General features: G+C 65.5%; 19 protein-coding genes. 13 read left to right on the top strand and 6 right to left on the bottom strand.

All coding sequences use genetic code 11. The features are described from left to right. Positions 1-922 precede the first annotated feature (922 nt). Positions 923-1,531: a carbonic anhydrase gene (locus ACDC67_RS15410; RefSeq protein WP_376694525.1), complete on the top strand. Its 609-nt coding sequence runs from the start codon at positions 923-925 to the stop codon at positions 1,529-1,531. A 41-nt stretch (positions 1,532-1,572) separates the two neighbouring features. On the opposite strand, the gene ACDC67_RS15405 is transcribed toward ACDC67_RS15410, so the two are convergent. From ACDC67_RS15405 to radC, 4 genes are all read right to left on the bottom strand, one after another. Further along, on the bottom strand, positions 1,573-4,119 hold the full coding sequence (locus ACDC67_RS15405; RefSeq protein WP_376694524.1) for a hypothetical protein: 2,547 nt from the start codon (positions 4,117-4,119) through the stop codon (positions 1,573-1,575). Further along, positions 4,116-4,739: a hypothetical protein gene (locus ACDC67_RS15400; RefSeq protein WP_376694523.1), complete on the bottom strand. Its 624-nt coding sequence runs from the start codon at positions 4,737-4,739 to the stop codon at positions 4,116-4,118. The genes ACDC67_RS15405 and ACDC67_RS15400 overlap by 4 nt, the downstream gene beginning before the upstream one ends. Positions 4,740-4,883: 144 nt before the next feature. Next, the gene (locus ACDC67_RS15395; RefSeq protein ID WP_376694522.1) at positions 4,884-5,549 is read right to left on the bottom strand and encodes a hypothetical protein; all 666 of its coding nucleotides are present in this window, start codon (positions 5,547-5,549) and stop codon (positions 4,884-4,886) included. Positions 5,550-5,589: 40 nt separating this feature from the next. Continuing rightward, entirely contained in the window at positions 5,590-6,264 is a 675-nt protein-coding gene (gene radC, locus ACDC67_RS15390; protein WP_376694521.1) for a RadC family protein, read from the bottom strand. A 107-nt stretch (positions 6,265-6,371) separates the two neighbouring features. On the opposite strand from radC, the gene coaBC reads away from it, so the two are divergent. Genes coaBC through ACDC67_RS15375 form a run of 3 tightly spaced genes read left to right on the top strand, consistent with a single transcriptional unit; the run spans position 6,372 to position 11,233 of the window. After that, the gene (gene coaBC / locus ACDC67_RS15385) at positions 6,372-7,604 is read left to right on the top strand and encodes a bifunctional phosphopantothenoylcysteine decarboxylase/phosphopantothenate--cysteine ligase CoaBC (protein WP_376694520.1); all 1,233 of its coding nucleotides are present in this window, start codon (positions 6,372-6,374) and stop codon (positions 7,602-7,604) included. Next, on the top strand, positions 7,576-8,031 hold the full coding sequence (gene dut, locus ACDC67_RS15380) for a dUTP diphosphatase (protein WP_376694519.1): 456 nt from the start codon (positions 7,576-7,578) through the stop codon (positions 8,029-8,031). Before coaBC ends, dut begins: the two co-directional genes overlap by 29 nt. Before the next feature lies 1 nt (position 8,032). Then, positions 8,033-11,233, top strand: a complete 3,201-nt coding sequence (locus tag ACDC67_RS15375) for a phosphomannomutase/phosphoglucomutase (protein WP_376694518.1) — start codon at positions 8,033-8,035, stop codon at positions 11,231-11,233. Between the two features lie 5 nt (positions 11,234-11,238). Here the strand turns inward: ACDC67_RS15375 and ACDC67_RS15370 are convergent, their stop codons facing one another. Both ACDC67_RS15370 and ACDC67_RS15365 read right to left on the bottom strand, forming a co-directional pair. Then, positions 11,239-12,591 carry a glutamate--cysteine ligase gene (locus tag ACDC67_RS15370; RefSeq protein ID WP_376694517.1) on the bottom strand — a complete coding sequence of 451 codons (1,353 nt, stop codon included), beginning with the start codon at positions 12,589-12,591 and terminating at the stop codon, positions 11,239-11,241. Positions 12,592-12,605: 14 nt separating this feature from the next. Then, positions 12,606-12,800 carry a hypothetical protein gene (locus ACDC67_RS15365; protein WP_376694516.1) on the bottom strand — a complete coding sequence of 65 codons (195 nt, stop codon included), beginning with the start codon at positions 12,798-12,800 and terminating at the stop codon, positions 12,606-12,608. 41 nt (positions 12,801-12,841) lie between these two features. On the opposite strand from ACDC67_RS15365, the gene ACDC67_RS15360 reads away from it, so the two are divergent. From ACDC67_RS15360 to ACDC67_RS15320, 9 genes are all read left to right on the top strand, one after another. Next, positions 12,842-14,347 carry a peptide ABC transporter substrate-binding protein gene (locus tag ACDC67_RS15360; RefSeq protein WP_376694515.1) on the top strand — a complete coding sequence of 502 codons (1,506 nt, stop codon included), beginning with the start codon at positions 12,842-12,844 and terminating at the stop codon, positions 14,345-14,347. Continuing rightward, positions 14,344-16,062, top strand: a complete 1,719-nt coding sequence (locus ACDC67_RS15355; protein ID WP_376694514.1) for a peptide ABC transporter substrate-binding protein — start codon at positions 14,344-14,346, stop codon at positions 16,060-16,062. Before ACDC67_RS15360 ends, ACDC67_RS15355 begins: the two co-directional genes overlap by 4 nt. A 223-nt stretch (positions 16,063-16,285) precedes the next feature. After that, positions 16,286-17,215 carry an oligopeptide ABC transporter permease OppB gene (gene oppB, locus ACDC67_RS15350; RefSeq protein ID WP_376694513.1) on the top strand — a complete coding sequence of 310 codons (930 nt, stop codon included), beginning with the start codon at positions 16,286-16,288 and terminating at the stop codon, positions 17,213-17,215. Then, positions 17,212-18,117: an ABC transporter permease subunit gene (locus ACDC67_RS15345; protein ID WP_376694512.1), complete on the top strand. Its 906-nt coding sequence runs from the start codon at positions 17,212-17,214 to the stop codon at positions 18,115-18,117. Before oppB ends, ACDC67_RS15345 begins: the two co-directional genes overlap by 4 nt. Before the next feature lie 168 nt (positions 18,118-18,285). Beyond that, on the top strand, positions 18,286-19,266 hold the full coding sequence (locus ACDC67_RS15340) for an ABC transporter ATP-binding protein (protein ID WP_376694511.1): 981 nt from the start codon (positions 18,286-18,288) through the stop codon (positions 19,264-19,266). After that, positions 19,266-20,312 carry an ABC transporter ATP-binding protein gene (locus ACDC67_RS15335; RefSeq protein ID WP_376694510.1) on the top strand — a complete coding sequence of 349 codons (1,047 nt, stop codon included), beginning with the start codon at positions 19,266-19,268 and terminating at the stop codon, positions 20,310-20,312. Before ACDC67_RS15340 ends, ACDC67_RS15335 begins: the two co-directional genes overlap by 1 nt. Continuing rightward, positions 20,309-20,938, top strand: coding sequence for a 16S rRNA (guanine(527)-N(7))-methyltransferase RsmG (gene rsmG / locus ACDC67_RS15330; protein WP_376694509.1), 630 nt, complete (start codon positions 20,309-20,311; stop codon positions 20,936-20,938). The genes ACDC67_RS15335 and rsmG overlap by 4 nt, the downstream gene beginning before the upstream one ends. After that, the gene (locus ACDC67_RS15325) at positions 20,935-21,780 is read left to right on the top strand and encodes a ParA family protein (protein WP_376694508.1); all 846 of its coding nucleotides are present in this window, start codon (positions 20,935-20,937) and stop codon (positions 21,778-21,780) included. Before rsmG ends, ACDC67_RS15325 begins: the two co-directional genes overlap by 4 nt. A gap of 4 nt (positions 21,781-21,784) precedes the next feature. Next, a complete protein-coding gene (locus ACDC67_RS15320) occupies positions 21,785-22,672 on the top strand; it encodes a ParB/RepB/Spo0J family partition protein (RefSeq protein WP_376694507.1) in 888 nt (295 codons plus the stop codon). The last annotated feature ends 243 nt before the right edge of the window (positions 22,673-22,915 follow it).

The following is a 22,915-nucleotide window of genomic DNA, read 5'->3' as shown; positions in this document are numbered from 1 at the left end:
TCGCGACAGCCCGGCTGGTCGCGTGGTGCCAGGGATAATTTCCGAAAGTGGCCATGGGAGGAACCCCGGGCTTGCGCTCCGGATTGACCCCCGCGCGCTTTGCGCGCGCCATCGGCGCGGTTGCGGAGAAGCGTAGAATGCGTGGAGCGAAGCGCAACGCATCGGCCGATGCGTTACGGCCCTACGGGCCTCCACGCATCCTACGTTCCCCAGGAGCTTGGCGACTGTGGGGGTTGGCCCCTTCGGTGAGCGGGCTTCGCGACAGCCCGGCTGGTCGCGTGGTGCCAGGGATAATTTCCGAAAGTGGCCATGGGAGGAACCCCGGGCTTGCGCTCCGGATTGACCCCCGCGCGCTGAGCGCGCGCCATCTGCGCGGTTGCGGAGAAGCGTAGGATGCGTGGAGCGAAGCGCAACGCATCAGCCGATGCGTTACCGCCCTACGGGCCTCCACGCATCCTACGCGCCTGGATCAAGCCCCCGCGCGCGCAGCGCGCCACCTTCGAAGCCGAGCCGTCTTCGTGCGGGCTTCGTCCCATTCCCGCTAGCGCCACCAGATCCTCCGACCGAGTCTTCGCGAAGCCCGCCCACCGAAGGGGCCAGCCTCCTCCCGGTTCCAGTCCTGAAACCCCGGATCGTGGGACTTTGAATTTGAAAAGCGATTTTTCGTATCTTTTTTCGCTTTGGAAAAAAGGTACTCGCCGAAAGCGCCTGCGAAGCAGGCCGGGCGAAACCGCCTTTGACGTGTCGAGGTCCCCACACCGCCCGGTAGCGCCAGCCCACCAAACGCCCCGAGTCCAAAGAGCAGATCAGCGAGTTGGGTTAACCCGCGAGCACCAATTGGTGGAAGCCGATATCCCATGCATTGGAGCCATCCGCCCGGGCGGCTTACAATGCCGACTTTCGCATCGGTAGAACCCCGACCATGCCCGACCACCTGATTCGCGGCAACCGCGCCTGGGCCGAGAAAATGCTGGGCGAATCGCCTGAGTACTTCGAGCGCCTGGCCGCCGTGCAGAAACCCGACTACTTCTGGATCGGCTGCGCCGATTCGCGCGTGCCGGCCAATGTCATCACCGGGCGCGACCCCGGCGAGATCTTCGTCCACCGCAACGTCGCGAACGTGGTGCACCCGGCCGACCTGAATTTCCTCTCCACCCTCGAGTTCGCCGTCGAGGTGCTCGGTATCGGCAAGATCGTCGTTTGCGGCCACTACGGCTGCGCCGGGGTCAAGGCCGCTTCCGAAGACGTCGTCCACGGCCTGGCCGACCACTGGCTCGAGCCGATCCGGCGCATCGGTCGGCGTCGGCGTGACGAGCTCGATGCCCTGGGCGACGACCACAGCCGGCTCGACCGGCTGGCCGAGCTCAACGTCGTCGACGGCGTCGGTCGCGTGGCCGAATCCCCCATCGTCCAGCGCGCCTGGCGCCGGGGCGAACACCTCGAAATCCACGGCCTGATGTACGGCCTCCAGGACGGCCTGCTCAAGAACCTCGGTTGCTCGATTCAATCACCCGACGGTGCTTTATTCTGAGGCGCTGCTTCTTCCTCTCTACCGGCTTTGCCGGGGGATAGCTACTTGCCCAAAAGTTGCGATAGCATCGTAATTCTCGTCAGCGCGACCGGTACATTCTCTGAACCGATTACGACAGGTGCTTGGCTTGGCAGCGAGGCATCAAGCCATGTCCTCGCATTTGATCCCAACGATAGACCTATGCTTCCAGCCCCATGGGATAGCAGTTCCATAGGTTCTCCCACGCACGATGGGCACAATCCTTCTGTGTCAAACAGAGTCAAGTCGGTCGTATTCTCCAGCTCCGGGTCTCCCGGGCTAATGCCCTGGACCCAGACAGGCTCACCCGAGCTGTCGTAAAACAACGGATAAATCACAGTGGTCGCTTGGCCTCCCTGCCCTGAAACGCTCACGCCAACAGAAAGGCCTGGATGGCTGCTCGCCCAATATCCTGTTTCCTGAGCACCTCCATGCAAGAACTCAACTCGCTCAGCCCCGTAGGAGGGCTGTCCCGCGCTCTCGCCATCTATCATCCATGAAAGAACGCCCACCGAATCCGCCGCAAGTGAAAGGCGCAAGGTGCCAATGTCTTCCAGGCTGATCGAAGACGACCCATGATCAAAAACCGGCTTGTAGAGCGTCGATTCTAGTATGCCGTTTGAGGGTGCCATTGGATCACTCAAATACCATACCGGTGATCCGGACTCATCGTATGTCAACCAGACCATCAAATACTGGTTGCTGGGATTTCGAGAAACAAAGAGCACGTTGCCTGAGCGGTCCGGGTTATGCCAGCTTCCGGAAGCGGGCGCTGCGGTGGGATCTATGGGCCCTACTGCCCGGACGCGCAGATCCGAAGCCATTCTACCCTCGGGTGCCGAGATCACCGTTCGGAAGTCCGGAAGTCCCTGGCTGCTGTCCGGGATCTTCACGTCGGAACCGTATTGAAATGCTCGAAAATCGCGGTACTCCTGATTGCCATCCATTTCAAGCGTCAGCGCTCCGGAAGCAAGTGCCATATCAGCCGACTTTGTCCATTGCGTCTGACTGGCGTTGCGAGCGAAAAGCGCTGATGATGGGGCGAAGTAGTGCTCCTCCCAGCTGATCTCCAGTTCGCACGACGCATCCCCAACGGTACGGTGGCATGCCAAAGGAAAATCAAGATGGTTCAGTGTCGGAGTCACCTTGTAGACGGGTCCCGTGATGTTGTTCTGGGCGGTCACGTTGCCATACCTGTATGCTGTATGTTGAAAGTGAAGCTGCATCGGGTTCGAGTCAGCAGAGGGCCAAGCGTAATGAAAAAGCTCAAACCACTGGAAGTCCTCGCAGCCCTGCCCCCAGGGGGAATGGAAGTCGCCGGCTTTTGTCACCGGAAACGTCTGGCCGGAGCCCACTTCACTTAGGGTCGCTTCGCTTGAATTGCTTGACCATCCGCAGCGGCCCGCCTGCCACTCTTCCCGAATAATGAGCACACACTCTCCATTCGACTTTCCCACGTGTTCTACACAAGGGATAGGATGGAACATGTCGTGTTCGTCCGAAGCGATCTCCGTAACCATTTCGACCATCACTGAATCACTGCCAAGACGCTCTCCTTGTGCATCAACAGCCTCGGCAACAATCTCCTGAGTCCCGGGCTGAATGAGATCGGTAGGTACGGAGATGCTCTCGCCTGACCCCAGTTGGTCATCGCCGCTCCGCCAGAGAAGCGAATAGGATGAGGATGGCGCCTGGTCTTCACTTGACGAGCGCCCCGAGGTGTTGGCAGCCAGATTGAGCGTATTTCCGGGGAAGATCGGTGTATTGCTGCCCGGAGGCGAAGTGATGCCTACGGCCACGTCGTCAAATGGGCCATACAGTGCACGCAGCTGCTTCTTGTCCTTCTCCGTCAGCCCAAGGGGCCTGCCCGGTGCCGGAGAGGCCTCGCAACCGAAGCCATCCGACATGATGTGCCCTGTCTCGTCGCCCGGGTGAAATAGGCCCAGTGCATGGCCCATCTCGTGAAGCAGGACTTGTTCCACGAATTCTGCAGATGAAGGAGGACTGGCGCCAGGTTCACAGGTGCCGTCAAGCCATGTATAGAAAAGCAGGTCACGGTTGATGAAAATATCGGCTTCCTGATACCAGCCTTCGACGCAGATGCCGGAAGGAAGCTGGATGCAGGACTGATAAGGCTGTCCACGCGACAATCGTGTTCCAAGGTCGTTTTCCAGGCCTGACAATCTTCTCGAATTGAAATGTATCTCATTCTGCCCATTCCCAATTGGGTCACCCAGCGGAGGGCATGGAGACAGGTCACCCTGAACACAGTCCGGTTCAACACCATACTGTATGTTGGCGCCAGCATAGTTCCAGGCAAACGCTACATTGATGAGCAGTTGCTGATCGAGCTCTTCAACCTCGCCGCCGACAAGGGCCGACGGGCCCGTAGAGCCCAGGTAGAACTGGGTTTGTCCGGAAGCCCACCGACGCACCTCCGATGGCTCCTCCGAACTTGGATTGAGCTGCGCCACGGTTTGCTCGAGAGGCAGCAACGATAGCGCAAGAACGAAGAATCCTCGAAAGGCATGGCTTTGGGTCTTGATCGCCCCGCTGATAGTGACACTCACTGGCGTTCCTCCGCAAACATCCTCTCGAGCGTTTCATACTCGAGGAGCGGCGGCTCCTCTGGATCCCGGATCCGCTCGTTCACTTCAACATTGGTGCGCAGGTTCGACAGGGCATCGCGGTCAAGCGTTACATTCGGAAGATCCGCGAGATTGACGAACACTTCCTGCCCCTCGATCCGGCGTGCCAGGAATACCGTGTGAGCCGTCCCGGCGGAGACATAGATGTCGTTGACTTCTTCGTGCTGGAGATGGATGACGATATCCCAGCCCGGCTCCAGCTCGAATGCAGAGCTATTCTCCAGAAACTCATCCTCCAATTCGCCTCCCAGCATGTACAGGCTCACAGACCCGCCGACATCGTCCCCGTACAAAGTATCCTTGATTTCCAGCGCATAGCGTGTGTAGATATTTGTAGATTCTGTCCTGCGCCCCGTCCGATCCAGGTAGTCGAGCGTGACGCGGCTGACCTCCTTGTCGAGAACTTCCGCGCGGACCAGCGCATCGGTCCAGTTGTCCTTCATCTGCTCAAAGGTAACCGGGAGTACCGAGCTTGCGGACACATTGCCGGCCAGCAGCATGCCGGCCACGCAGAAGAATGTGATTGAATGAAAGGTTTTCATAACTGTCAACACCATGTTTTTAAAGTCAGGCCCCTTGTAGAAGAACCTATCAAGGTCCGGGGGGGGGGCTGTCAAGATCTGCTTTGGTTTCGGTGGAGAGGTCGATTCGTCTCGTGGATTGCGCTGACAGGATTGGTCGAGGGGTCATTCTTCGATCGCCCGAGACATCTTCTTCAATGCCTCGTAGTTGGTGATTGCGGATTCTTCCGGGTCGCGGATCCGGTCGTCGGGTGAGATGTTGGTGCGAAGGTTCAACAGGGCATCGCGGTCGAGCGTTGCATTCGGAAGATCCGCGAGGTTGACGAACACTTCCTGTCCCTCGATCTCGCGCGCCAGGAATACCGTGTGAGCCGTTCCGGTGGAGAAATAGATATCGTTGACTTCATCGTGTTGGAGATGGATGACGATATCCCAGCCCGGCTCCAGCTCGAATGCATCGCTAACCTCACGAAACTCATTTCCCAACTCGCCACCGGGCATGTACAGCGTCACAGACTCGCCCAGGTCGTCGCCGTACAGGGTGTCCTTGATATTCAGCGCATAGCGTGTGTAGATATTTGTGGATTCTGTCCTGCGCCCCGTCCGATCCACGTAGTCGAGCGTGACGCGGCTGACCTCCTTGTCGAGGACTTCCGCCCGGACCAGCGCATCGGTCCCGTCCTTCATATACTCGAAGGTAACCGGGAGTACTGAGCTTGCGCACACATTGGAGGCCAGTAGTGTGCCGGCCAGCAGGCTGAGTCCGATGGCGCAATTTCTTTGAGTCATGTCTGCCGGTACCGTGTTGGCGCATGCGAGCCCCTCGGGCACTTTCTACCATCGGTCCACGGTGCTGCGTCAAGTCCGCTGCTCAAACCAGGCCGCGTTCGGCCAGCGACACGACCTCGCCGTCGCCGACGATGAAGTGGTCGAGCAGGCGGATATCGACCAGGCCCAGCGCGTCCCTGAGTCGTCGGGTGATGGCGAGATCGGCCTGGCTCGGCTCGGCGATGCCAGACGGGTGGTTGTGGGCGACGATCAGGGCCGCGGCGCGGCGTGAAAGCGCTTTTTCGACCACGACACGCGGGTGGACATGGGCCGAGTCGATCGTGCCGGCGAACAGCTCGTCGAAGGCGATGACGCGGTGGCGGGTATCGAGGTGCAGGGCGCAGAAGACTTCGTGCGGCCTGTCCCGGAGCGCCGCGCGCAGGTACTCTCGCGTGGCCTGGGGGCTGGTCAGGGGCTGGCCGCGTTCGAGGTTCTCGCGCAGGTGGCGTCGGGCCAGTTCCAGGGCGGCCTGCAGCTGGGCGTACTTGGCCGGGCCCAGGCCGGGCGTGTCGCAGAAGCCGTCGATATCGGCTTCGAGCAAACCGCGCAGACCGCCGTGATGATTGATCAGGCCGCGGGCGAGGTCGAGCGCGGAGCGGCCGCGTGCGCCGGTTCTGAGCAGGATGGCGAGCAATTCGGCGTCGCTGAGTCCCGTCGGGCCGCTCGCCAGCAGGCGCTCGCGCGGACGTTCGGTCATGGGCCAGTCGGCTATTCGCATGTTCGTGCTTTATGGATGGTCACCGGGGCGTTATTCTGGTCGGCAAGCATGGGCCTTCGAAATCGGCCACCGTCCCGCTTCCGTGTAGGAAATCGACTCGACAACTCATGAGCACGTTCGAAGGCAAGAAGATTCTGGTCGGCGTGACCGGGGGGATCGCCGCCTACAAGACACCGGAACTGGTGCGCCGCCTGCGCGACGCCGGCTCGGACGTGCGCGTGGTCATGAGCGCCGGCGCGGAGGCGTTCATCACGCCGCTGACCCTGCAGGCGGTCAGCGGCCATCGCGTGCGCACCCAGCTGCTCGACCCCGACGCCGAGGCCGGTATGGGGCATATCGAGCTGGCGCGCTGGGCCGACGAAATCCTCGTGGCGCCGGCCACCGCCCATGCCATCGCCCGCTTCGCCGCTGGCCTGGCCGACGATCTGCTGTCGACCCTGGTCGTGGCCACTGAGGCGCGCATCTGGCTGGCACCGGCCATGAATCGTGTCATGTGGGCCTCGCCGTCGGTCGGCGACAACTGTGCCGTGCTCGAAAGGCGCGGTATGCGGATACTGGGGCCGGGTGCCGGCTCGCAGGCCTGTGGTGAGCATGGCCAGGGGCGCATGCTCGAACCCGCGGAGCTGGTGGCGGCACTGGCCGGAGAGGGCGGCCCGCTGGCGGGCTTGCGGTTCGTGGTCACCGCCGGGCCCACGCACGAACCGCTCGATCCGGTGCGTTTCATCGGCAACCGTTCCTCGGGCCGGATGGGTTTTGCCCTGGCCGCTGCCCTGGTGGAAGCCGGCGCGGCGGTCGACCTGGTGGCCGGACCGACATCCCTGGCCACGCCACCGGGTGTGCATCGGGTCGATGTGGGCACGGCCCGCGAAATGCACGCGGCCGTGATGGCGCGCATCGACGGCGCCGACGGCTTCGTCGGCGTGGCGGCGGTGGCCGACTACCGGCCGGCGAGCGAGTCGGGCGACAAGATCAAGAAATCCGGCGAGTCGCTGAGCGTGGAACTGGTGCCCAACCCCGATATCCTGGCCGAGGTGGCCGCTCGGTCCGGGCGACCGCGCATGGTCGTGGGCTTTGCGGCCGAAACACGCGACCTGGAGGCGGCCGCCCGCGGCAAGCTCGCGGCCAAGAATCTCGACCTGATCGCCGCCAACCGGGTCGGCAAGGGGCTGGGTTTCGATACGGAGGACAATGCGCTGGAAGTCTACGGCGCCCGGGAGCACTGGACGCTTTCGCCGAAGCCCAAGGCGACCCTGGCGCGCGAACTGGTTGCTATCATCGCCGAAAGAATGCTCGAGAGGGAAAGTCGAACCGATGAAAGACCTGAAAGTCAGGATTCTTGATCCGCGCCTGGGCGGGGAGTGGCCGCTGCCCGAGTACGCCACGTCCGGCTCCGCCGGCATGGACCTGCGCGCCTGCCTGGACGAGCCGTTCACCCTCGAGCCGGGCGAGACTGCCCTGCTGCCGTCGGGCCTGGCCATCCATCTCGACGACCCGGCGCTGGCCGCGGTGCTGTTGCCGCGCTCCGGGCTGGGGCACAAGCAGGGCCTGGTGCTCGGCAACCTGGTCGGCCTGATTGACAGCGACTACCAGGGTGAGGTCAGGATCTCCTGCTGGAATCGCGCCGATGCGCCGATTCGCATCGAGCCCGGGCAGCGCGTGTGCCAGCTCGTGGTCGTCCCGGTGGTCCAGGTTCGCCTCGATGTCGTCGAGCAGTTCGAGGCGAGCGAGCGGGCGGACGGGGGCATCGGACACACGGGGGTGATCTGACATGGTCAAGTTGCCCGCTCGACCCGAGCTGTCCGGCAGCGGACTCGTGAAGCAGGCGGCGCCGGCGCTCATGGCGATCGGTGCGCTCGTGCTTCTGGCCGCCCTGTGGTTGCTCTGGAGCGCCCTGTCTTCCAGCGACGCTGGCCCGACCGACAATGCCGCGCGTAATACCATTGACGACATCGGGTCGGCCATCACGCGGGTCAGCGAGGCCTTGTCTTCACCGGAGGTGGTCGAAGCCGCCCGCGACGTGCTCGCCGGTGAGCGGGATTCGGACGCGCTGCGTGGCAGCCTGAGAACGGCCGGCGTGGCCAACCTGCTCGATGTGCGCGTGTTTCCGGCCAACGTCGAGGACATCGAGATCGGCGCCTACCCCGAGCCGGATTTTTCCGTCGTCCAGATGCTGCTCGAGGCCCGCCGGCAGCGTGAGGCGCCGGCCGAGGTTCACTATCCCGGCACGGCCAACGAGAATCTCGCCTTCGCCCGGGCGCTGCATCGGTCCGACTCCGAAGAAGAACCGGTCGTTGCCGGATACCTGTTCATTCGACTCCCGGTCAGCGTGGTGACGCGTCGCCTGGCCCAGCCCGGCGCCGACGGCTGGCTGGCGCTGCAACAGGGCGACACCGTCATCGAGAGCAAGGGCCGCCTGGCCGACGACCGGGTGCCGGACGGCCAGGCGACGATTGCCGGCAGCCAGCTGCGCCTGAACTGGACGACCGCCCGCGCGGCTGCCGGGCCCTCGCCCGTCCTGGCCGGCGGGGTGGCTGCCCTGGGCCTGCTGCTGCTCGGCGCCGGCGCGGTGATGCGCCGATCGGGCGCCGCGGCCGGTGAGTCCGCCGAGGCCGAGGACGATCGGGCGGCCGCGGCCGAAGACGCGCCGGCGGAAGCGGCTTCGGCTCAGGCGCCCGCGGCGGCCGGCGCCAGCGACGCGAAATCCGACGACGGCCAGCAGGAACTGCCGGACTGGATGCTCGACGAGCACGGCGGCGACGCGCCCTTTGCCGATGCCGGTCAGCCGGCGAGCAAGGGCGGCGGTGAGCGAAAGCGGCCGGCCGCGGATGTCGGGTTCGACGTGCCGGACCTGGACGAAATCTACGAGCAGATCGATGCCGAGGAGGACGGTGCTGGCGCCCGCCCCGAAGCGGCGGAGGACGCGCCCAAGCAAGGCGACGCACCCGAGGACACGCCCGCTGGCAAGACCGGGAAGAGCGAGGCGCCTGCCCCCGCGCCCGGCGACGACTTCGATTTCGCGCAGGACACGATCGAGCCCGACGAGGAAGCGCTGCCGGAGCCCGGCGAGGATTATGAAGCCGAGCCCGAGCCCGAGCCCGAGCCCGAACCCGAAATCGAATCCGAATCTGAATCCGACGAGGCGCCGGGCGCCGAGGCCGACAAGGGCCTCGATCTGGACTTCGCGTTCAGCGACGCCGATGATCGCCGCGAGGAGGACGCGCTCGATGCCGCGCTGAACGCGGAAACCGGCCCGGACGCGCAGGGCGAGGAAACGACCGCCGTACCGTCGAGCGGCGATGATCTCGAACTGGCGCTGGAAGACGAGGACGCGCGGCGCGGCGACGACGGGCCCGATTCGGCCACCGAGGCGGATGCGCAGGACGCGTTCAGCCTGGACGAAGAGCCAGAACCCGAGCCGGAACCCGAGCCGGAACCCGAACCGGAGCCCGAGCCGGAACCCGTACCGGAGCCAGAACCCGAACCGGAACCGGAACCGGAACCCGAACCCGAACCGGAGCCGGAGCCGGAGCCGGAACCCGAGCCGTTGGCCGAAGCGTCATCAACGTCCGAGCAGGGCGACGCGGCCGGTGGCTTGCCGACCCTGCCGTCCGGCATCTTTCGCCCCGGCGACATCCTGGGCGTGGTCGACGAGGATCTCACCGCCCCGATGGCGACCGAGATCGGCCAGGCCATCGGTTCGGCGGCCCGCGAACGCGGCTTCTCGCGCGTTGCCGTGGCCCGCGACGGCCGGTTCAGCGGCCCCATCCTGCTCTCGGCCCTGATTCGCGGCCTGCGCAATGCCGGCATGAACGTCATCGAGATCGGCGCGGTGCCCACGCCGCTGCTGTGGTTCGCCGCCGCCGAGCTGGCCGAGGGTTGCGGCGTGATGGTGACCGGTTCGCACCACCCGCCCAAGTACAACGGTTTTCGCGTCATGATCGGCGGCGACCTGATCGATCCGGAAGGCATGGCGCAGCTGGCCGGCCGGGTAGCGGACCGCGATTTCGTCAAGGGCGAGGGCAGCTACGAACAGCAGGACATCCTCGAGCGCTACGGTAAGCGCCTGACCACCGATATTCAGCTCGAGCGCCCGCTCAAGGTCGTGATCGACTGCGGCAACGGCGTGGGCGGCACGGTGATTCCCCGGCTGCTGCAGGCCGTGGGCGTGGACCTGATTCCGCTCTACTGCGACGTCGACGGCGCCTTCCCCAACCATCGGCCGGATCCGTCCTCGCCCGACGACCTGGAAGACTTGCGCCTTTGCGTGCGCAACTTCCAGGCCGAACTCGGCATCGCGTTCGACGGCGACGCCGATCGCCTGGCGCTGATCACCAAGAACGGTGAAATCGTCTGGCCGGATCGTCTGATGATGTTGCTCGCCGCCGATATCCTGTCAGCGAATCCGGGCGCGGCCGTCGTTTTCGACGTGCGCTGTTCCGGCCATCTCCAGCGCGTGGTCGAGCACGCCGGTGGGCGCGGCGTGATGACCGCCACCGGCCAGCAGCCGGTCGCCCGCCGCCTGCGCGAGGAGAATGCGCCGCTCGGCGGCGACATGAACGGCCATCTTTTCATCAACGATCGCTGGTATCCCTTCGACGACGCCATCTACGCGGCCGCCCGCCTGCTCGAGATCCTGGCCGCGGACACGCGCGAGGTCGACGAGATCCTGGCCGAACAGCCGCAGTTCCGTGCCAGCCCGGAAATCGTGGTCAACATCGAGCGCGAGCAGTCGCAATCCCTGGTCGATCGCATGGGCCGGGAGGCCGATTTCGGGGATGCCCTGGTGACCCGCATCGACGGGGTGCGCGCCGACTGGTCCGATCGCTGGGGCCTGGCGCGGGTCGACGCCGATACCGGCCGGCTGATCCTGCGCTTCGGCGCCGACGAGGCAACGGCGCTCGGACGGGTGCGAAGCGAGTTCCGCGACAAGCTCCTGGCGCTGGAGCCGAAGCTGCCCCTGCCCTACTGACCGCTTCAGTAGGCGTACTGGCGGAACAGCTGCGACAGGTCGCCGCCCCAGGCGCCTTCGTAGGCGGCCAGTTTCACCTCGGCTGGGGTGGTGCCGCGGTCGACCACTTTCTGCAGCGACTCGAGGAAGCCGCCTTCGTGTTCGCCGCCGCCGTCGAGGCGTTGCCGGCGCGCAAGGCCCCGGTGGGCCAGTTCGAGCAACTCCGAGGCCAGCTCGCGCACGCTGCGGCCGTGGATTCGGGCGCGCAGCCCCAGGCGGGCCACGTCCAGGCGCAGCTGCTCGCGTTCGTGCGCGTTCCAGTCTTTGGTCATCGCCAGGCAGGCGGCCAGGCTGTCGGCGTCGTAGAGCAGCCCGACCCAGAAGGCCGGCAGCGCGCACAGCCGCCGCCAGGGCCCGCCGTCGGCGCCGCGCATTTCCAGAAAACGCTTCAGGCGGACTTCCGGAAAGGCGGTGGTGAGATGGTCTTCCCAGTCCGCCAGGGTCGGACGCTCGCCGGGCAGCGCCGGCAGCCGACCGTCGAGAAAGTCGCGAAAGCTCTGGCCGGCGCAATCGATCAGGCGCTCGCCCCGCTTGACGAAGTACATCGGCACGTCGAGCATGTAATCGACGTAGCGCTCGAAACCCATGCCCGATTCGAATACCCAGGGCAGGGTGCCGGTGCGGTCGGGGTCGGTGTCGGTCCAGGCGTGCGAACGGTAGCTCAGGTATCCGCTGGGTCGGCCCTCGACGAAGGGTGAATCGGCGAACAGGGCGGTCGCGATCGGCTGCAGGGCCAGGGCGGCGCGGAACTTGGCCACCATGTCGGCCTCGCTGGAGAAATCGAGGTTGACCTGGACGGTGCAGGTGCGCTTCATCATGTCGTGGCCGAAGCGGCCGACCTTCGGCATGTAGTTGCGCATGATCACGTAGCGCGCCTTGGGCATCCACTCGATGTCTTCGAGCTTCGCGGTCGGGTGGAAGCCCATGCCCAAAAAGCCGATGCCCAGGGGCTCGGCCACGGCGCGCACCTGGGCGAGGTGCGTGTTGACCTCGTTGCAGGTCTGGTGCAGGTTGTCGAGCAGCCCGCCCGACAGTTCCAGCTGCCCGCCGGGCTCGAGCGTGATCGAACAGTCGTCCTTCTTGAGCGCGATCGGCAGCCCGTCCTCGAGCACCGGCTCCCAGTCGAACTGCTCGGCCATGCCCTCGAGCATGGCGCGGATGGAACGCTCGCCGTCGTAGGGAAGCGGTCGCAGCGACTCGGTGCAGAAGCCGAACTTCTCGTGTTCGGTGCCGATGCGCCAGTCCGACTCCGGCTTGCAGCCGGATTCGAGCCAGGCGGCGAGCTCGCGCTTGTCGGTCAGGATGGTGTCGGGATTCAAGACGCAACTGCCGGCTAGAATGAGGCGCCGATTATCGCTTTTTTGTCCGGATGCTGCATGGAAGTTCGTGCTGAACCCGAGTCGAGCCAGAAAAAAGCGGAACCACCGAAGACACTGAATACACCGAATGAAAAGACAACAAGGATCCAGTACAGACCACCGAAGCTCGCGTCTTGGCGGTTCAACCCGATTGCCGCCATGCTTTCCATGTTTGAGTAATTCGGTGTCTTCGGTGCTTTCGGTGGTTCCAGTGTTTTTTGTTTTCTTGCTGCTCGTGAGTGCGGCGCATGGCGCGACGCTGCACCGGGGTGTCGGCCCCGAGCCGGACTCGCTCGACATTCACAAGGCCCAGAGCCTGTCGGCGCTGAACGTGCTGCGCGACCTGCACGAAGGGCTGCTGACCTTCGACGCGCAGGCCGGGTTGATCCCGGGTGTGGCCGAATCCTGGTCGATCAGCGACGACGGCCGGGTCTGGACGTTCGAGCTTGACGAGACGGCGCGCTGGTCCGGCGGCGAGGCGATCGTGGCCGAGGATTTCGTCGCCGGCTGGCGGCGGGCCCTCGATCCGGCCACGGCATCGCCCACCGCCGCCCTGCTCGATCCGGTGGCAAACGCGCAGGCCGTGCGAACGGGGCAGGCCGAAGTCGAGGCCCTCGGCATCGCCGCGCCGGCGCCCGACCGGCTGGAAGTGCGCCTGGAACGCCCGCTGCCCTGGTTCGGTGAACTGCTGACGCACCCGGTCACCTATCCCTGGCCGGGCGAGGCGGCGTCGCGCTACGGCGGTGCTTTCGTGCTGGCCGAACACGTGCCGGGGGCGCACCTGGCGCTCCGACCCAACCCGCATTACCGACAGGCCGACCAGGTCGCCCTCGAAGGCGTGAGCTGGCACGTCATCGAGCAGCCCAACGTCGAGCTGGACCGCTATCGGGCCGGGCAGCTGCACGTGACCGAGACCATTCCGCCGGGCCGTATCGACTGGCTGCGCGAACGCTTCGGCGACGAGCTGCGGATCGCGCCCTACCTGGGCAGCTTCTTTCTGGCTTTCAATCTCTCTCGCGAGCCCTTCGCCGATGCCCCCGAGTTGCGGCGGGCGCTCAGCCTGGCCATCGACCGCGAGATCATTACCCAGCGCGTGCTCGGCTCCGGCGAATTGCCGGCCTGGGGCCTGGTGCCGCCGGGCATGCCCGGCTGGCCGGACGGCCGCGAGCCGCCGCTGCCGGCCGACGAGCGCCTGGCCGAGGCGCGGCGCCTCTACCGCGAGGCCGGCTACGACGAAGACCGCCCGCTGAAGGTCGAGTTGCGATTCAATACCTCGCTGACCCACCGTCGCATGGCCGCCGCCATCGCGGCGATGTGGAAGCTGCACCTGGGCGTGCACACGCGCCTGGTCAACGAGGAGTGGAAAGTGTTCATCGCCAACCGCCGCCAGGGCCGCATCACCGAAGTGTTCCGCGGCGGCTGGATCGCGGACTGGCGCGACGCGGTCAATTTTCTGCAGCTGTTCGAGGGCGACAGCCCGGGCAACTACACCTTCTTCGACGATCCCGTCTTCGACGGCCTGGTGCGCCGCGCGCAGGGACAGCGGGGCGATCAGCGGCTCGCCACGCTCCGGGAGGCCGAAACCCGGCTGCTCGATGAACAGGTCATCGTGCCCCTGTACTACTATGTCTCCAGGCATCTCGTGGACCCGAACGTGCGCGGATTCGAGGACAATCCCATGGACATCCATCTCTCGCGCTGGATATCGCTGCCGTGAGGCGCCTGTTGTGGCTGTGTCTGCCGGCCCTGCTGACCGGCTGCGGCGAGCAGTCCGAGCAGCCGCCCGAGCCGGTGCCGGTTTTCGCCGAGCCGGTTGCGGTGGTGCTCGACGACGAGGGCCGGCCGCTTCCCGAGATCCTGGCCGAATCGCAGGTCGTCCACCGCGGCAACGGCGAAGAGCCGCAGACCCTCGATCCGCACCTGTCCGAGGGCGTGCCCGCGTCCAATATCCTGCACGACCTGTTCGAGGGCCTGACGACGACGGCCCCGGACGGGCGCATCGTGCCGGGTGCGGCGCAGCACTGGGACATCAGCCGCGACGGGATGACCTATACCTTCTTCCTCGATCCGGACGGGCGCTGGAGCAACGGCGAGCCGGTCACGGCCGAAGACTTTGTCTGGTCGTGGCGGCGGGCCGTCGATCCGGCCACCGGCGCGTCCAACAGCCGCATGCTTTCGCCGGTTGCCAACGCCGAGGCGATTTTCGCCGGTGAGCTGCCGCCGGAAGAGCTCGATGTGGTGGCCCTCAACGAGCTGACCTTCCAGGTCGAGCTCAAGCACCCCACGCCGTACTTCCTGGGCCTGCTGACGCATCCCACCACCTACCCGGTGTGGCGCCAGGGGGTCGAGGCCCACGGCGACAGTCACGTCCGGCCGGGCAACCTGGTCTCCAACGGCGCTTTCAGGCTCGATGACTGGCGCGTTCGATCCCGCATCGAGCTGGTCCGCAACCCGCACTACCGGGCCGCCGACGAGGTCATCGTTGAGCGCGTTGTCTACCACCCGCTGGAGGACGAGAACACCGAGTTCAGCCGTTTTCGCGCCGGCGACCTGCACTGGACCTACCAGGTGCCCTCGAACCAGTTCCAGTGGCTGCGGAAGAATCTGGATGAGGCGCTGATGGTCACGCCCTGGTTCGGGACCTACTTTTTCTCCTTCAATCTCGGCCGGGAACCGTTCGAGGACAACCTCGAGTTGCGCCAGGCGCTCACGCTCGCCATCGACCGGGAGATCCTGACCGAGCGGGTCAGCCGCTTCGGCGAGATCCCGACCTTCAACCTGGTGCCGCCGGGCCTGCCCGGATACGAACCGCCCGAGACCGATTGGGCCGGCATGACGCAGGAAGAGCGCGAACAGGCGGCCCGGCGCCTCTACCGCGAGGCCGGCTACAGCGAGGAGCGACCGCTGGCCGTCGAGCTGCGCTACAACACATCCGAGAACCACCGCAAGATCGCCGTGGCCATCTCCGCGATGTGGAAGCAGGTGCTCGGCGTTCGAACGCGCCTGATCAACGAGGAGTTTCGGGTCTTCCTGCAGAATCGAGCCCAGCGCCGGGTCACCGAGGTGTTTCGCTCGGGCTGGATCGGCGACTACCAGGACGCTTTCACCTTCCTGGAGCTGTTCCACTCTGAGCACGGCCGCAACGACGCCGGCTACGACAATCCGCGCTTCGATCGCCTGCTCGAGCGCATCGCCTCCGAGCGCATCGCCGCCAGCCGCCGCAACCTGATGGCCGAGGCCGAACGCATGATCCTGGCCGACCAGGTCATCCTGCCCGTCTACAACTACGTCACCAAGCGCCTCATCAACCCGCGCCTGAAGGGCTGGGATGAAAACGTCATGGATCACCATTTGACGCGGTATATGTACTTGGTGAAAGCGCGGAGTGAAGTGGCAGATGAGGTGGTCGAAGAAAGCGCGGAGGCGGAATAGTGAGCGCGCGAATGACCAAATTACAAATTCCAAGTACCAAACAAGAACCAATGACCAATTTTGGAATGATCAAACGAGACGTCGATGCCGACTCCGACTTCGCCACAGTGGCAGTTTGGATCATTGGAATTTGGACATTGTTTGTAAATTGGTGCTTGGTACTTGGTCATTTTGGGTCTGAAGGTTGCTTGATACTTGATCATTTCGGCAAGGGCCCGGTCCGATGTTGAAATACTCGCTCCGCAGATTGGCATCAGCCATCCCAACGCTGTTCCTCCTGATCACTTTTGCCTTTTTCCTGATTCGCATCGCGCCCGGCGGGCCGTTTGACTCGGAGCGGGCCTTGCCGCCGGATATCGAGGCCAACCTGGCGGCGAAGTACCACCTCGACGAGCCGCTGGTGTTCCAGTACGGACGCTACCTTTGGCAGATCGCGCGGGGCGACCTCGGGCCCTCGTTCCACTACCGCGACTGGTCGGTCAACGATCTGATCGTCCAGGGCGCGCCGGTGTCGTTCGCGCTCGGGGGGGCGGCGCTGTTCCTGGCGCTGATTCTCGGCGTGTTGACCGGCGCCTGGGCGGCGCTGCGGCAGAACAGGCCGGCCGACTACGCGTTGATGAGCGTCGCCATGGTCGGCATCTCGATCCCCAATTTCGTCATGGCCCCGCTGCTGATCCTGTTGTTCGCGATCGTGCTCGGCTGGGTGCCGGCCGGCGGCTGGGCCTTCAGCTTCGACCGGATGATACTGCCGGTGATCACGCTGGCGCTGCCGATGATCGCCTACATCGCGCGCATCACCCGCGGCTCGATGATCGAGGTGCTACACGCCAGTTACATCCGCACGGTGCGCGCCAAGGGCATGCCCGAGAAGGAGGTGATCCTGCGCCACGCGCTCAAGCCGGCGCTGCTGCCGGTGATTTCCTACCTGGGACCGGCGGCGGCGGCGATCCTCACCGGTTCGGTGGTGGTCGAGCGCATCTTCACCATCCCCGGGATCGGCTCCTACTTCGTGCAGGGCGCGCTCAACCGCGACTATACGCTGGTGATGGGCGTGGTCATCCTCTATGGTGTGCTCATCATCCTGTTCAATTTCCTGGTCGACCTGCTCTACGCCTGGCTCGACCCGCGCATCCGGTATGACAGCGACTCATGAATGAAGCCGCCCGCGACGCCTTCGAACAAGCGCTCGATACGCGCGAAGTGCGCGGGCGCTCGCTGTACGTCGATGCCTGGCAGCGGCTGCTGAAGAACCGCGCGGCGGTGGCCGCGCTGGGCATCCTGGTGCTGATCGTGGCGCTGGTGACCTTCGGCCCGATGCTGTCGGACTGGGATCACGAGATCCCGGACTGGGACAATTACTCCACGCCGCCGTCGATCGACAACGGCCATGTCTTCGGCACCGACGCGCTCGGCCGCGACCTGTTCGTGCGCACCATGATCGGGGGGCGGATTTCCTTGCTCGTGGGCCTGGTCGCCACGCTGGTTTCGCTGTTCATCGGCGTGACCTGGGGCGCCTTTGCCGGCTACGTCGGCGGTCGCGTCGATAACGTCATGATGCGCGTCGTCGACGCGGTCTACGCCATGCCCTTCATGTTCTTCGTGATCCTGCTGATGGTGGTCTTCGGGCGCAACATCTTCCTGATCTTCGTGGCCATCGGTGCGATCAACTGGCTCGATATGGCGCGTATTGTCCGCGGCCAGACGCTGAGCCTCAAGAACAAGGATTTCGTCGAGGCCGCGCGCGCCTGCGGCGCGACCGAGTGGCAGATCATCCGTCGCCACATCGTGCCCAACCTGCTCGGCGTCGTCATCGTCTACGTCACCCTGACCATCCCGCAGGTGATCCTGGTCGAGAGTTTCCTGAGCTTCCTCGGCCTGGGCGTGCAGGAGCCGCTGACCTCCTGGGGCGCGCTCGTCAACGAGGGCGCGCAGGAAATGGATACCGCGCCGTGGTCCCTGCTCTATCCGGCCTGCTTCCTGGCGGTGACGCTGTTCGCGTTCAACTTCCTGGGTGATGGTCTGAGGGACGCGCTCGATCCGAAGGACAGACAATGAAAAAGCACGAAATCCGAAATACGAAATTCGAAGGAAATTCGAAATACGAAGCACGAAATTCGAAACGAAACCCGGTGGGTGCTCGTTTGGGTTTTGGTATTTTCGGATTTGGAATTTGTTTGAGATTTGGTGCTTCGGATTTGAGATTTCATTCCGAAGGAATGTGCCATGGCCCTGCTTGAAGTCCGCGATCTCACCGTCTCCTTCGACACCCCCGACGGCGTCGTGCACGCGGTCAACGGGATCAGTTTCGATCTCGAGCCCGGCGAGACGCTGGGGCTGGTGGGCGAGTCGGGTTCGGGCAAGACGCAGACGGCGCTGGCCCTGATGGGGCTGCTGGCCGAGAACGGGCAGGCGTCCGGCTCGGTCAAGTTCCGCGGCCAGGAACTGCTGGGCATGTCGCTGTCGGAACTGACCCGCGTGCGGGGATCGAAGATCTCGATGATCTTCCAGGACCCGGTGTCCTCGCTCAACCCCTACATGACCGTGGGCGACCAGCTCGTCGAGGTCTTGACCCATCACCGCAACCTCAAGAAGAAGCCGGCGCGAGAACGCGCCATCGAGATGCTTCGCCTGGTCCAGCTCAGCGACCCCGAGCAGCGCATGAAGCAGTATCCGCACGAGCTCTCCGGCGGCATGTGCCAGCGCGTGATGATTGCCATGGGGCTGTTGTGTCAGCCCGACCTGCTGATCGCCGACGAGCCGACCACGGCGCTGGACGTCACGGTGCAGTCGCAGATCAACTCGCTCATGGGCGAGCTCTCGACTCAGTCGTCGACCGCCATCCTGCTGATCACCCACGACCTGGGCGTGGTCGCCGGCCTGTGTCATCGCGTACTGGTCATGTACGCGGGCCAGGAGATGGAGATGGCCGGCGTCGACGAGCTGTTCGCCGACCCGCGGCATCCCTACACCGAGGGCCTGCTGGCCTCGGTGCCGCGCCTGGATCGCCACGACTCGGGCATCCTGCACGCCATTCCCGGCAACCCGCCGAATCTGCTCGACGTGCCCGAGGGCTGCCCGTTCCGGGACCGCTGTCCCTACGCCTGGGACAAGTGCCGCGAGCGCCCCGCCTTCGAGGATCTCGGCGAGGGTCGGTTCAAGCGTTGCCATCTCGACAGCCTGCCGACGAAAGCGGAGGCCGGCTGATGCGCAAGCCCGTGCTCCAGGTTCGCGATCTGCAGGTGAGCTTCCGCGTCGACACCGGTTCGCTGTTTCGCCACAACTACCGCAGCATCCGCGCCGTCGACGGCGTGAGTTTCGACGTCTACCCGGCCGAGACCCTGGGCATCGTCGGCGAGTCGGGCTGCGGCAAGTCAACCCTGGCGCGGGCGTTGCTGGGGCTGCAGCGTCCCGGGCACGGCGAGATCTTGTGGCTGGGCGAGGACCTGGTCGGCGCCAGCGAAGAAACCCTCAGGCGCAAGCGCCGCGAGATCCAGCTGATCTTCCAGGATCCGCAGGGCTCGCTCGACCCGCGCATGACCGTCGGCGACATCGTCGCCGAGCCGCTCAAGACCTTCTTCCCGTCGATGTCGCGCCTGCAGATCCGCGAGCGCGTGACCGGCATCCTCAAGCTGGTGGGTCTGCGAGCGGACCAGATCAATCGCTATCCGCACGAGTTTTCCGGCGGCCAGTGCCAGCGCGTCGGCATCGCCCGCGCCCTGGTCGTCAATCCCCGCCTGGTCGTCTGCGACGAGCCGGTCAGCGCGCTCGACGTGTCCATCCAGGCGCAGATCGTCAACCTGCTCAAGGACCTGCAGAGGAAGCTGCAGCTGTCGCTGATCTTCATCGCCCATGACCTGTCGATCGTGCGCCACGTCTCCGACCGCATCCTGGTGATGTACATGGGCAAGGTGATGGAGCTGGCCGATCGCACCAGCATCTATCGCGAGCCGCGCCACCCCTACACCCGGGCCCTGATCGAGTCGGTGCCGATCCCCGATCCGGTGCGCGAGCGCGCCCGGGCCCGTCGCTCGATCCAGGGCGACATGCCCTCCCCGCTGGACCCGCCGTCGGGCTGCGTGTTTCGCACGCGCTGTCCCTTCGCCACCGAGCTCTGCGCCGAAAAGGTGCCCGAGCTCGAAATGCTCGAGGGCGGGCAGCAGGTCGCCTGTCATCACCATCGTGATCTGCCGCCGTCGACCGCGCCCGACGATGAAACCGAAACCGCGGACGGGGAGCGAGCCGAACCGTGAACGCCGATACGTTGCGCGCCAGGCTGGACGCGGGCCTGGCAGGTCTCGGGCTGTCGCTCGACGAAGACTGCAGGAATCGCCTGCTCGATTACCTGGCGCTGCTTTCGCGCTGGAATCGCGCCTATAATCTCACCGCCGTCGACGAGCCCCTGGCCATGGTCGACCGCCACCTGGTCGACAGCCTGAGTATCCTGCGCTGGGTTGAGGGTCGAACGATCGTCGACGCCGGAACGGGCGCCGGCCTGCCGGGCGTGCCGCTGGCGATCGCTCGCCCGGATATCCGGTTCGTGCTGGTCGACAGCAACGGCAAGAAGGTGCGCTTCCTGCGCCAGGTCCGCCGCGAACTCGGCCTTGTCAACATCGAGCCGGTGCAGGCCCGCCTCGAGACGTTTGTTCCCGAGACCGCGCCGGACCAGGTGGTGGCGCGTGCCCTGGCGCCGTTGCCGCGCCTGGTCGAGCAGCTCGGCCACCTGCTGTCGGCCGGGGCGACCCTGCTGGCCATGAAGGGCCGGCTGGAACAAGACGAGTGCGCCGCGGTGGCGGATGCGTACAATGTCGAAACCATCGAACTGAACGTGCCCGGCGCGGAAAGTGCCCGCAGCCTGGCCATCCTGAGGAAGTCATGACACAGCGACGGGCCCGCATCGTGGCCGTAACCAACCAGAAGGGCGGCGTGGGCAAGACCACCACGGCGCTCAATCTTGCCGCCGGGCTGGCCGAGCTCAAGCGCCGCGTGCTGCTGGTCGACATCGATCCGCAGGGCAACGCCACGACCGGTTCGGGCATCGAGCTCGGTGACGACCAGAACACGCTTTGCGAGGTGTTGCTGGGCGAGTGCGCGATTTCGGAGGCGGCCGTGCCGGTCGAGGCGATGGGCTTCGACCTGGTGCCGGCCAACGGCGACCTGACCGCCGCCGAGGTGGCGCTGATGGACGAGGACGATCGCGCCACCGTACTGCGCGGCGCGCTGGCCAACGCCGCCTCGCGCTACCACCACATCATTATCGATTGCCCGCCGTCGCTGAACGTGCTCACGCTCAACGCCCTGACCGCCGCCGATTCGGTGCTGATTCCGATGCAGTGCGAGTACTACGCGCTCGAGGGTCTGACGGCGCTGCTGGGCACGATCGAGCAGATCCAGGACTCGGTCAACCCCGAACTCGAGATCGAGGGCCTGGTGCGCACCATGTTCGATATCCGCAACAATCTTTCCGGGGCGGTCTCGCGCCAGCTCGGCGAGCATTTCGGCGACAAGCTCTACGCCACGGTCATCCCGCGCAACGTGCGCGTGGCCGAGGCGCCCAGCTACGGTCAGTCGGTGATCCACTACGACCGCGACTCGCGCGGCGCGGTGGCCTACCTGGGCCTGGCCGGCGAGTACCTGCGGCGCATGGGCGAGGCGGCGAAGACGCCTTCAGCCACCGCGCAGGACATGGCCGAAGACCAACGTCGTATCCAGGAGTCCTGAGCCGATGGCCGCTACGCGCAAGAAGAAACCCCTGGGCCGCAACCTCGACGCCCTGCTCGGCAAGACCCGCGCGGCGGCCGAGAAGGAAAGCCCCAGCGGCGAACTGACGGGGCTCAAGGAGCTGCCGCTCGACGCGATCGAGCCCGGTCGCTACCAGCCGCGCTCGGCGATGGACCCCGACCGCCTGCAGGAGCTGTCGGACTCGATCAAGGAACAGGGCCTGGTGCAGCCGGTCGTCGTGCGTCCGCTGGCCCGGCAGGGCCGCTACGAGCTGATCGCCGGCGAACGCCGCTGGCGCGCCTGCCGCATGGCGGGCATGGAGACCATCCCGGCGCTGGTGCGCGAGATCGCCGACGAAGCCACCCTGGCCCTGGCCTTGATCGAGAACATCCAGCGCGAGGACCTCAACCCGCTCGAAGAAGCCGTCGCGCTCCGGCGCCTGATCGAGGAATTCGGCCTGACCCACGAGCAGGCGGCCAAGAGCGTGGGCCGCTCGCGCACCTCGGTGACCAACCTGCTCAGGCTCATGGAGCTCGCCCCCGAAGTGCGCGAGATGGTCGACAGCAAGCTCATCGACATGGGCCACGCCCGCGCCCTGCTCACCCTCGAGCGGGCCGACCAGATCCGTGCTGCGCGCGAGGTGGTCGACAAGGACCTGTCCGTGCGCCAGACCGAGGCCCTGGTGCGGCGCATGCGCGAGGGCCAGCCGGAGGAGAAGAAACCGAAACCGGGGCCGAAGTCGGCCGACATCCAGCGCCTCGAGCAGGAACTGACCGAGACCCTCTGTGCCCCGGTCAGCGTCAAGCACTCGAACTCCGGCAAGGGCCAGGTCACCATTCGCTACACCAGCCTCGATGAACTCGACGGCCTGCTCGAGCGTTTTCGGCGCTAGTGTACCCCGTCACTCATCTTGTAACTTATAGAGCGCCGTACAAGCCCGAGCGCAAGGCGGCGCTCGCCGGGAAGGGTGGTGCCCTTTGCCAGAGCGCCAACGCCGCGATCGGGCTTGTACGGCGCTCCCGGTCGGGGGGGGGGCGCCGGGGGCCGCCGCGGGCGGGGGGGGGGGGGGGGGGGGGCCCCCCCCCCCCCCCCCCCCCCCCCGGGGGGGGGGGCCCGCGGGCCACCGCGAGAGAGA

Origin of the sequence: Wenzhouxiangella indolica (assembly GCF_042310355.1) — a bacterium.
Classification (GTDB): domain Bacteria; phylum Pseudomonadota; class Gammaproteobacteria; order Xanthomonadales; family Wenzhouxiangellaceae; genus Wenzhouxiangella.
Note: the sequence above shows the minus strand (reverse complement) of the source record. Positions and strands in the feature narration are given on the sequence as shown.

What these genes read in the sequence shown, in the direction of transcription:
- ACDC67_RS15340 (WP_376694511.1), top strand. Translation starts at nt 18,286, where the DNA reads ATGGCCCTGCTTGAAGTCCGCGATCTCACCGTCTCCTTCGACACCCCC.
- ACDC67_RS15375 (WP_376694518.1), top strand. Translation starts at nt 8,033, where the DNA reads ATGGTCAAGTTGCCCGCTCGACCCGAGCTGTCCGGCAGCGGACTCGTG.
- ACDC67_RS15410 (WP_376694525.1), top strand. Translation starts at nt 923, where the DNA reads ATGCCCGACCACCTGATTCGCGGCAACCGCGCCTGGGCCGAGAAAATG.
- radC (WP_376694521.1), bottom strand. Translation starts at nt 6,264, where the DNA reads ATGCGAATAGCCGACTGGCCCATGACCGAACGTCCGCGCGAGCGCCTG.
- ACDC67_RS15345 (WP_376694512.1), top strand. Translation starts at nt 17,212, where the DNA reads ATGAATGAAGCCGCCCGCGACGCCTTCGAACAAGCGCTCGATACGCGC.
- ACDC67_RS15335 (WP_376694510.1), top strand. Translation starts at nt 19,266, where the DNA reads ATGCGCAAGCCCGTGCTCCAGGTTCGCGATCTGCAGGTGAGCTTCCGC.
- ACDC67_RS15365 (WP_376694516.1), bottom strand. Translation starts at nt 12,800, where the DNA reads ATGGAAAGCATGGCGGCAATCGGGTTGAACCGCCAAGACGCGAGCTTC.
- coaBC (WP_376694520.1), top strand. Translation starts at nt 6,372, where the DNA reads ATGAGCACGTTCGAAGGCAAGAAGATTCTGGTCGGCGTGACCGGGGGG.
- ACDC67_RS15325 (WP_376694508.1), top strand. Translation starts at nt 20,935, where the DNA reads ATGACACAGCGACGGGCCCGCATCGTGGCCGTAACCAACCAGAAGGGC.
- dut (WP_376694519.1), top strand. Translation starts at nt 7,576, where the DNA reads ATGAAAGACCTGAAAGTCAGGATTCTTGATCCGCGCCTGGGCGGGGAG.
- oppB (WP_376694513.1), top strand. Translation starts at nt 16,286, where the DNA reads ATGTTGAAATACTCGCTCCGCAGATTGGCATCAGCCATCCCAACGCTG.
- ACDC67_RS15400 (WP_376694523.1), bottom strand. Translation starts at nt 4,739, where the DNA reads ATGAAAACCTTTCATTCAATCACATTCTTCTGCGTGGCCGGCATGCTG.
- ACDC67_RS15320 (WP_376694507.1), top strand. Translation starts at nt 21,785, where the DNA reads ATGGCCGCTACGCGCAAGAAGAAACCCCTGGGCCGCAACCTCGACGCC.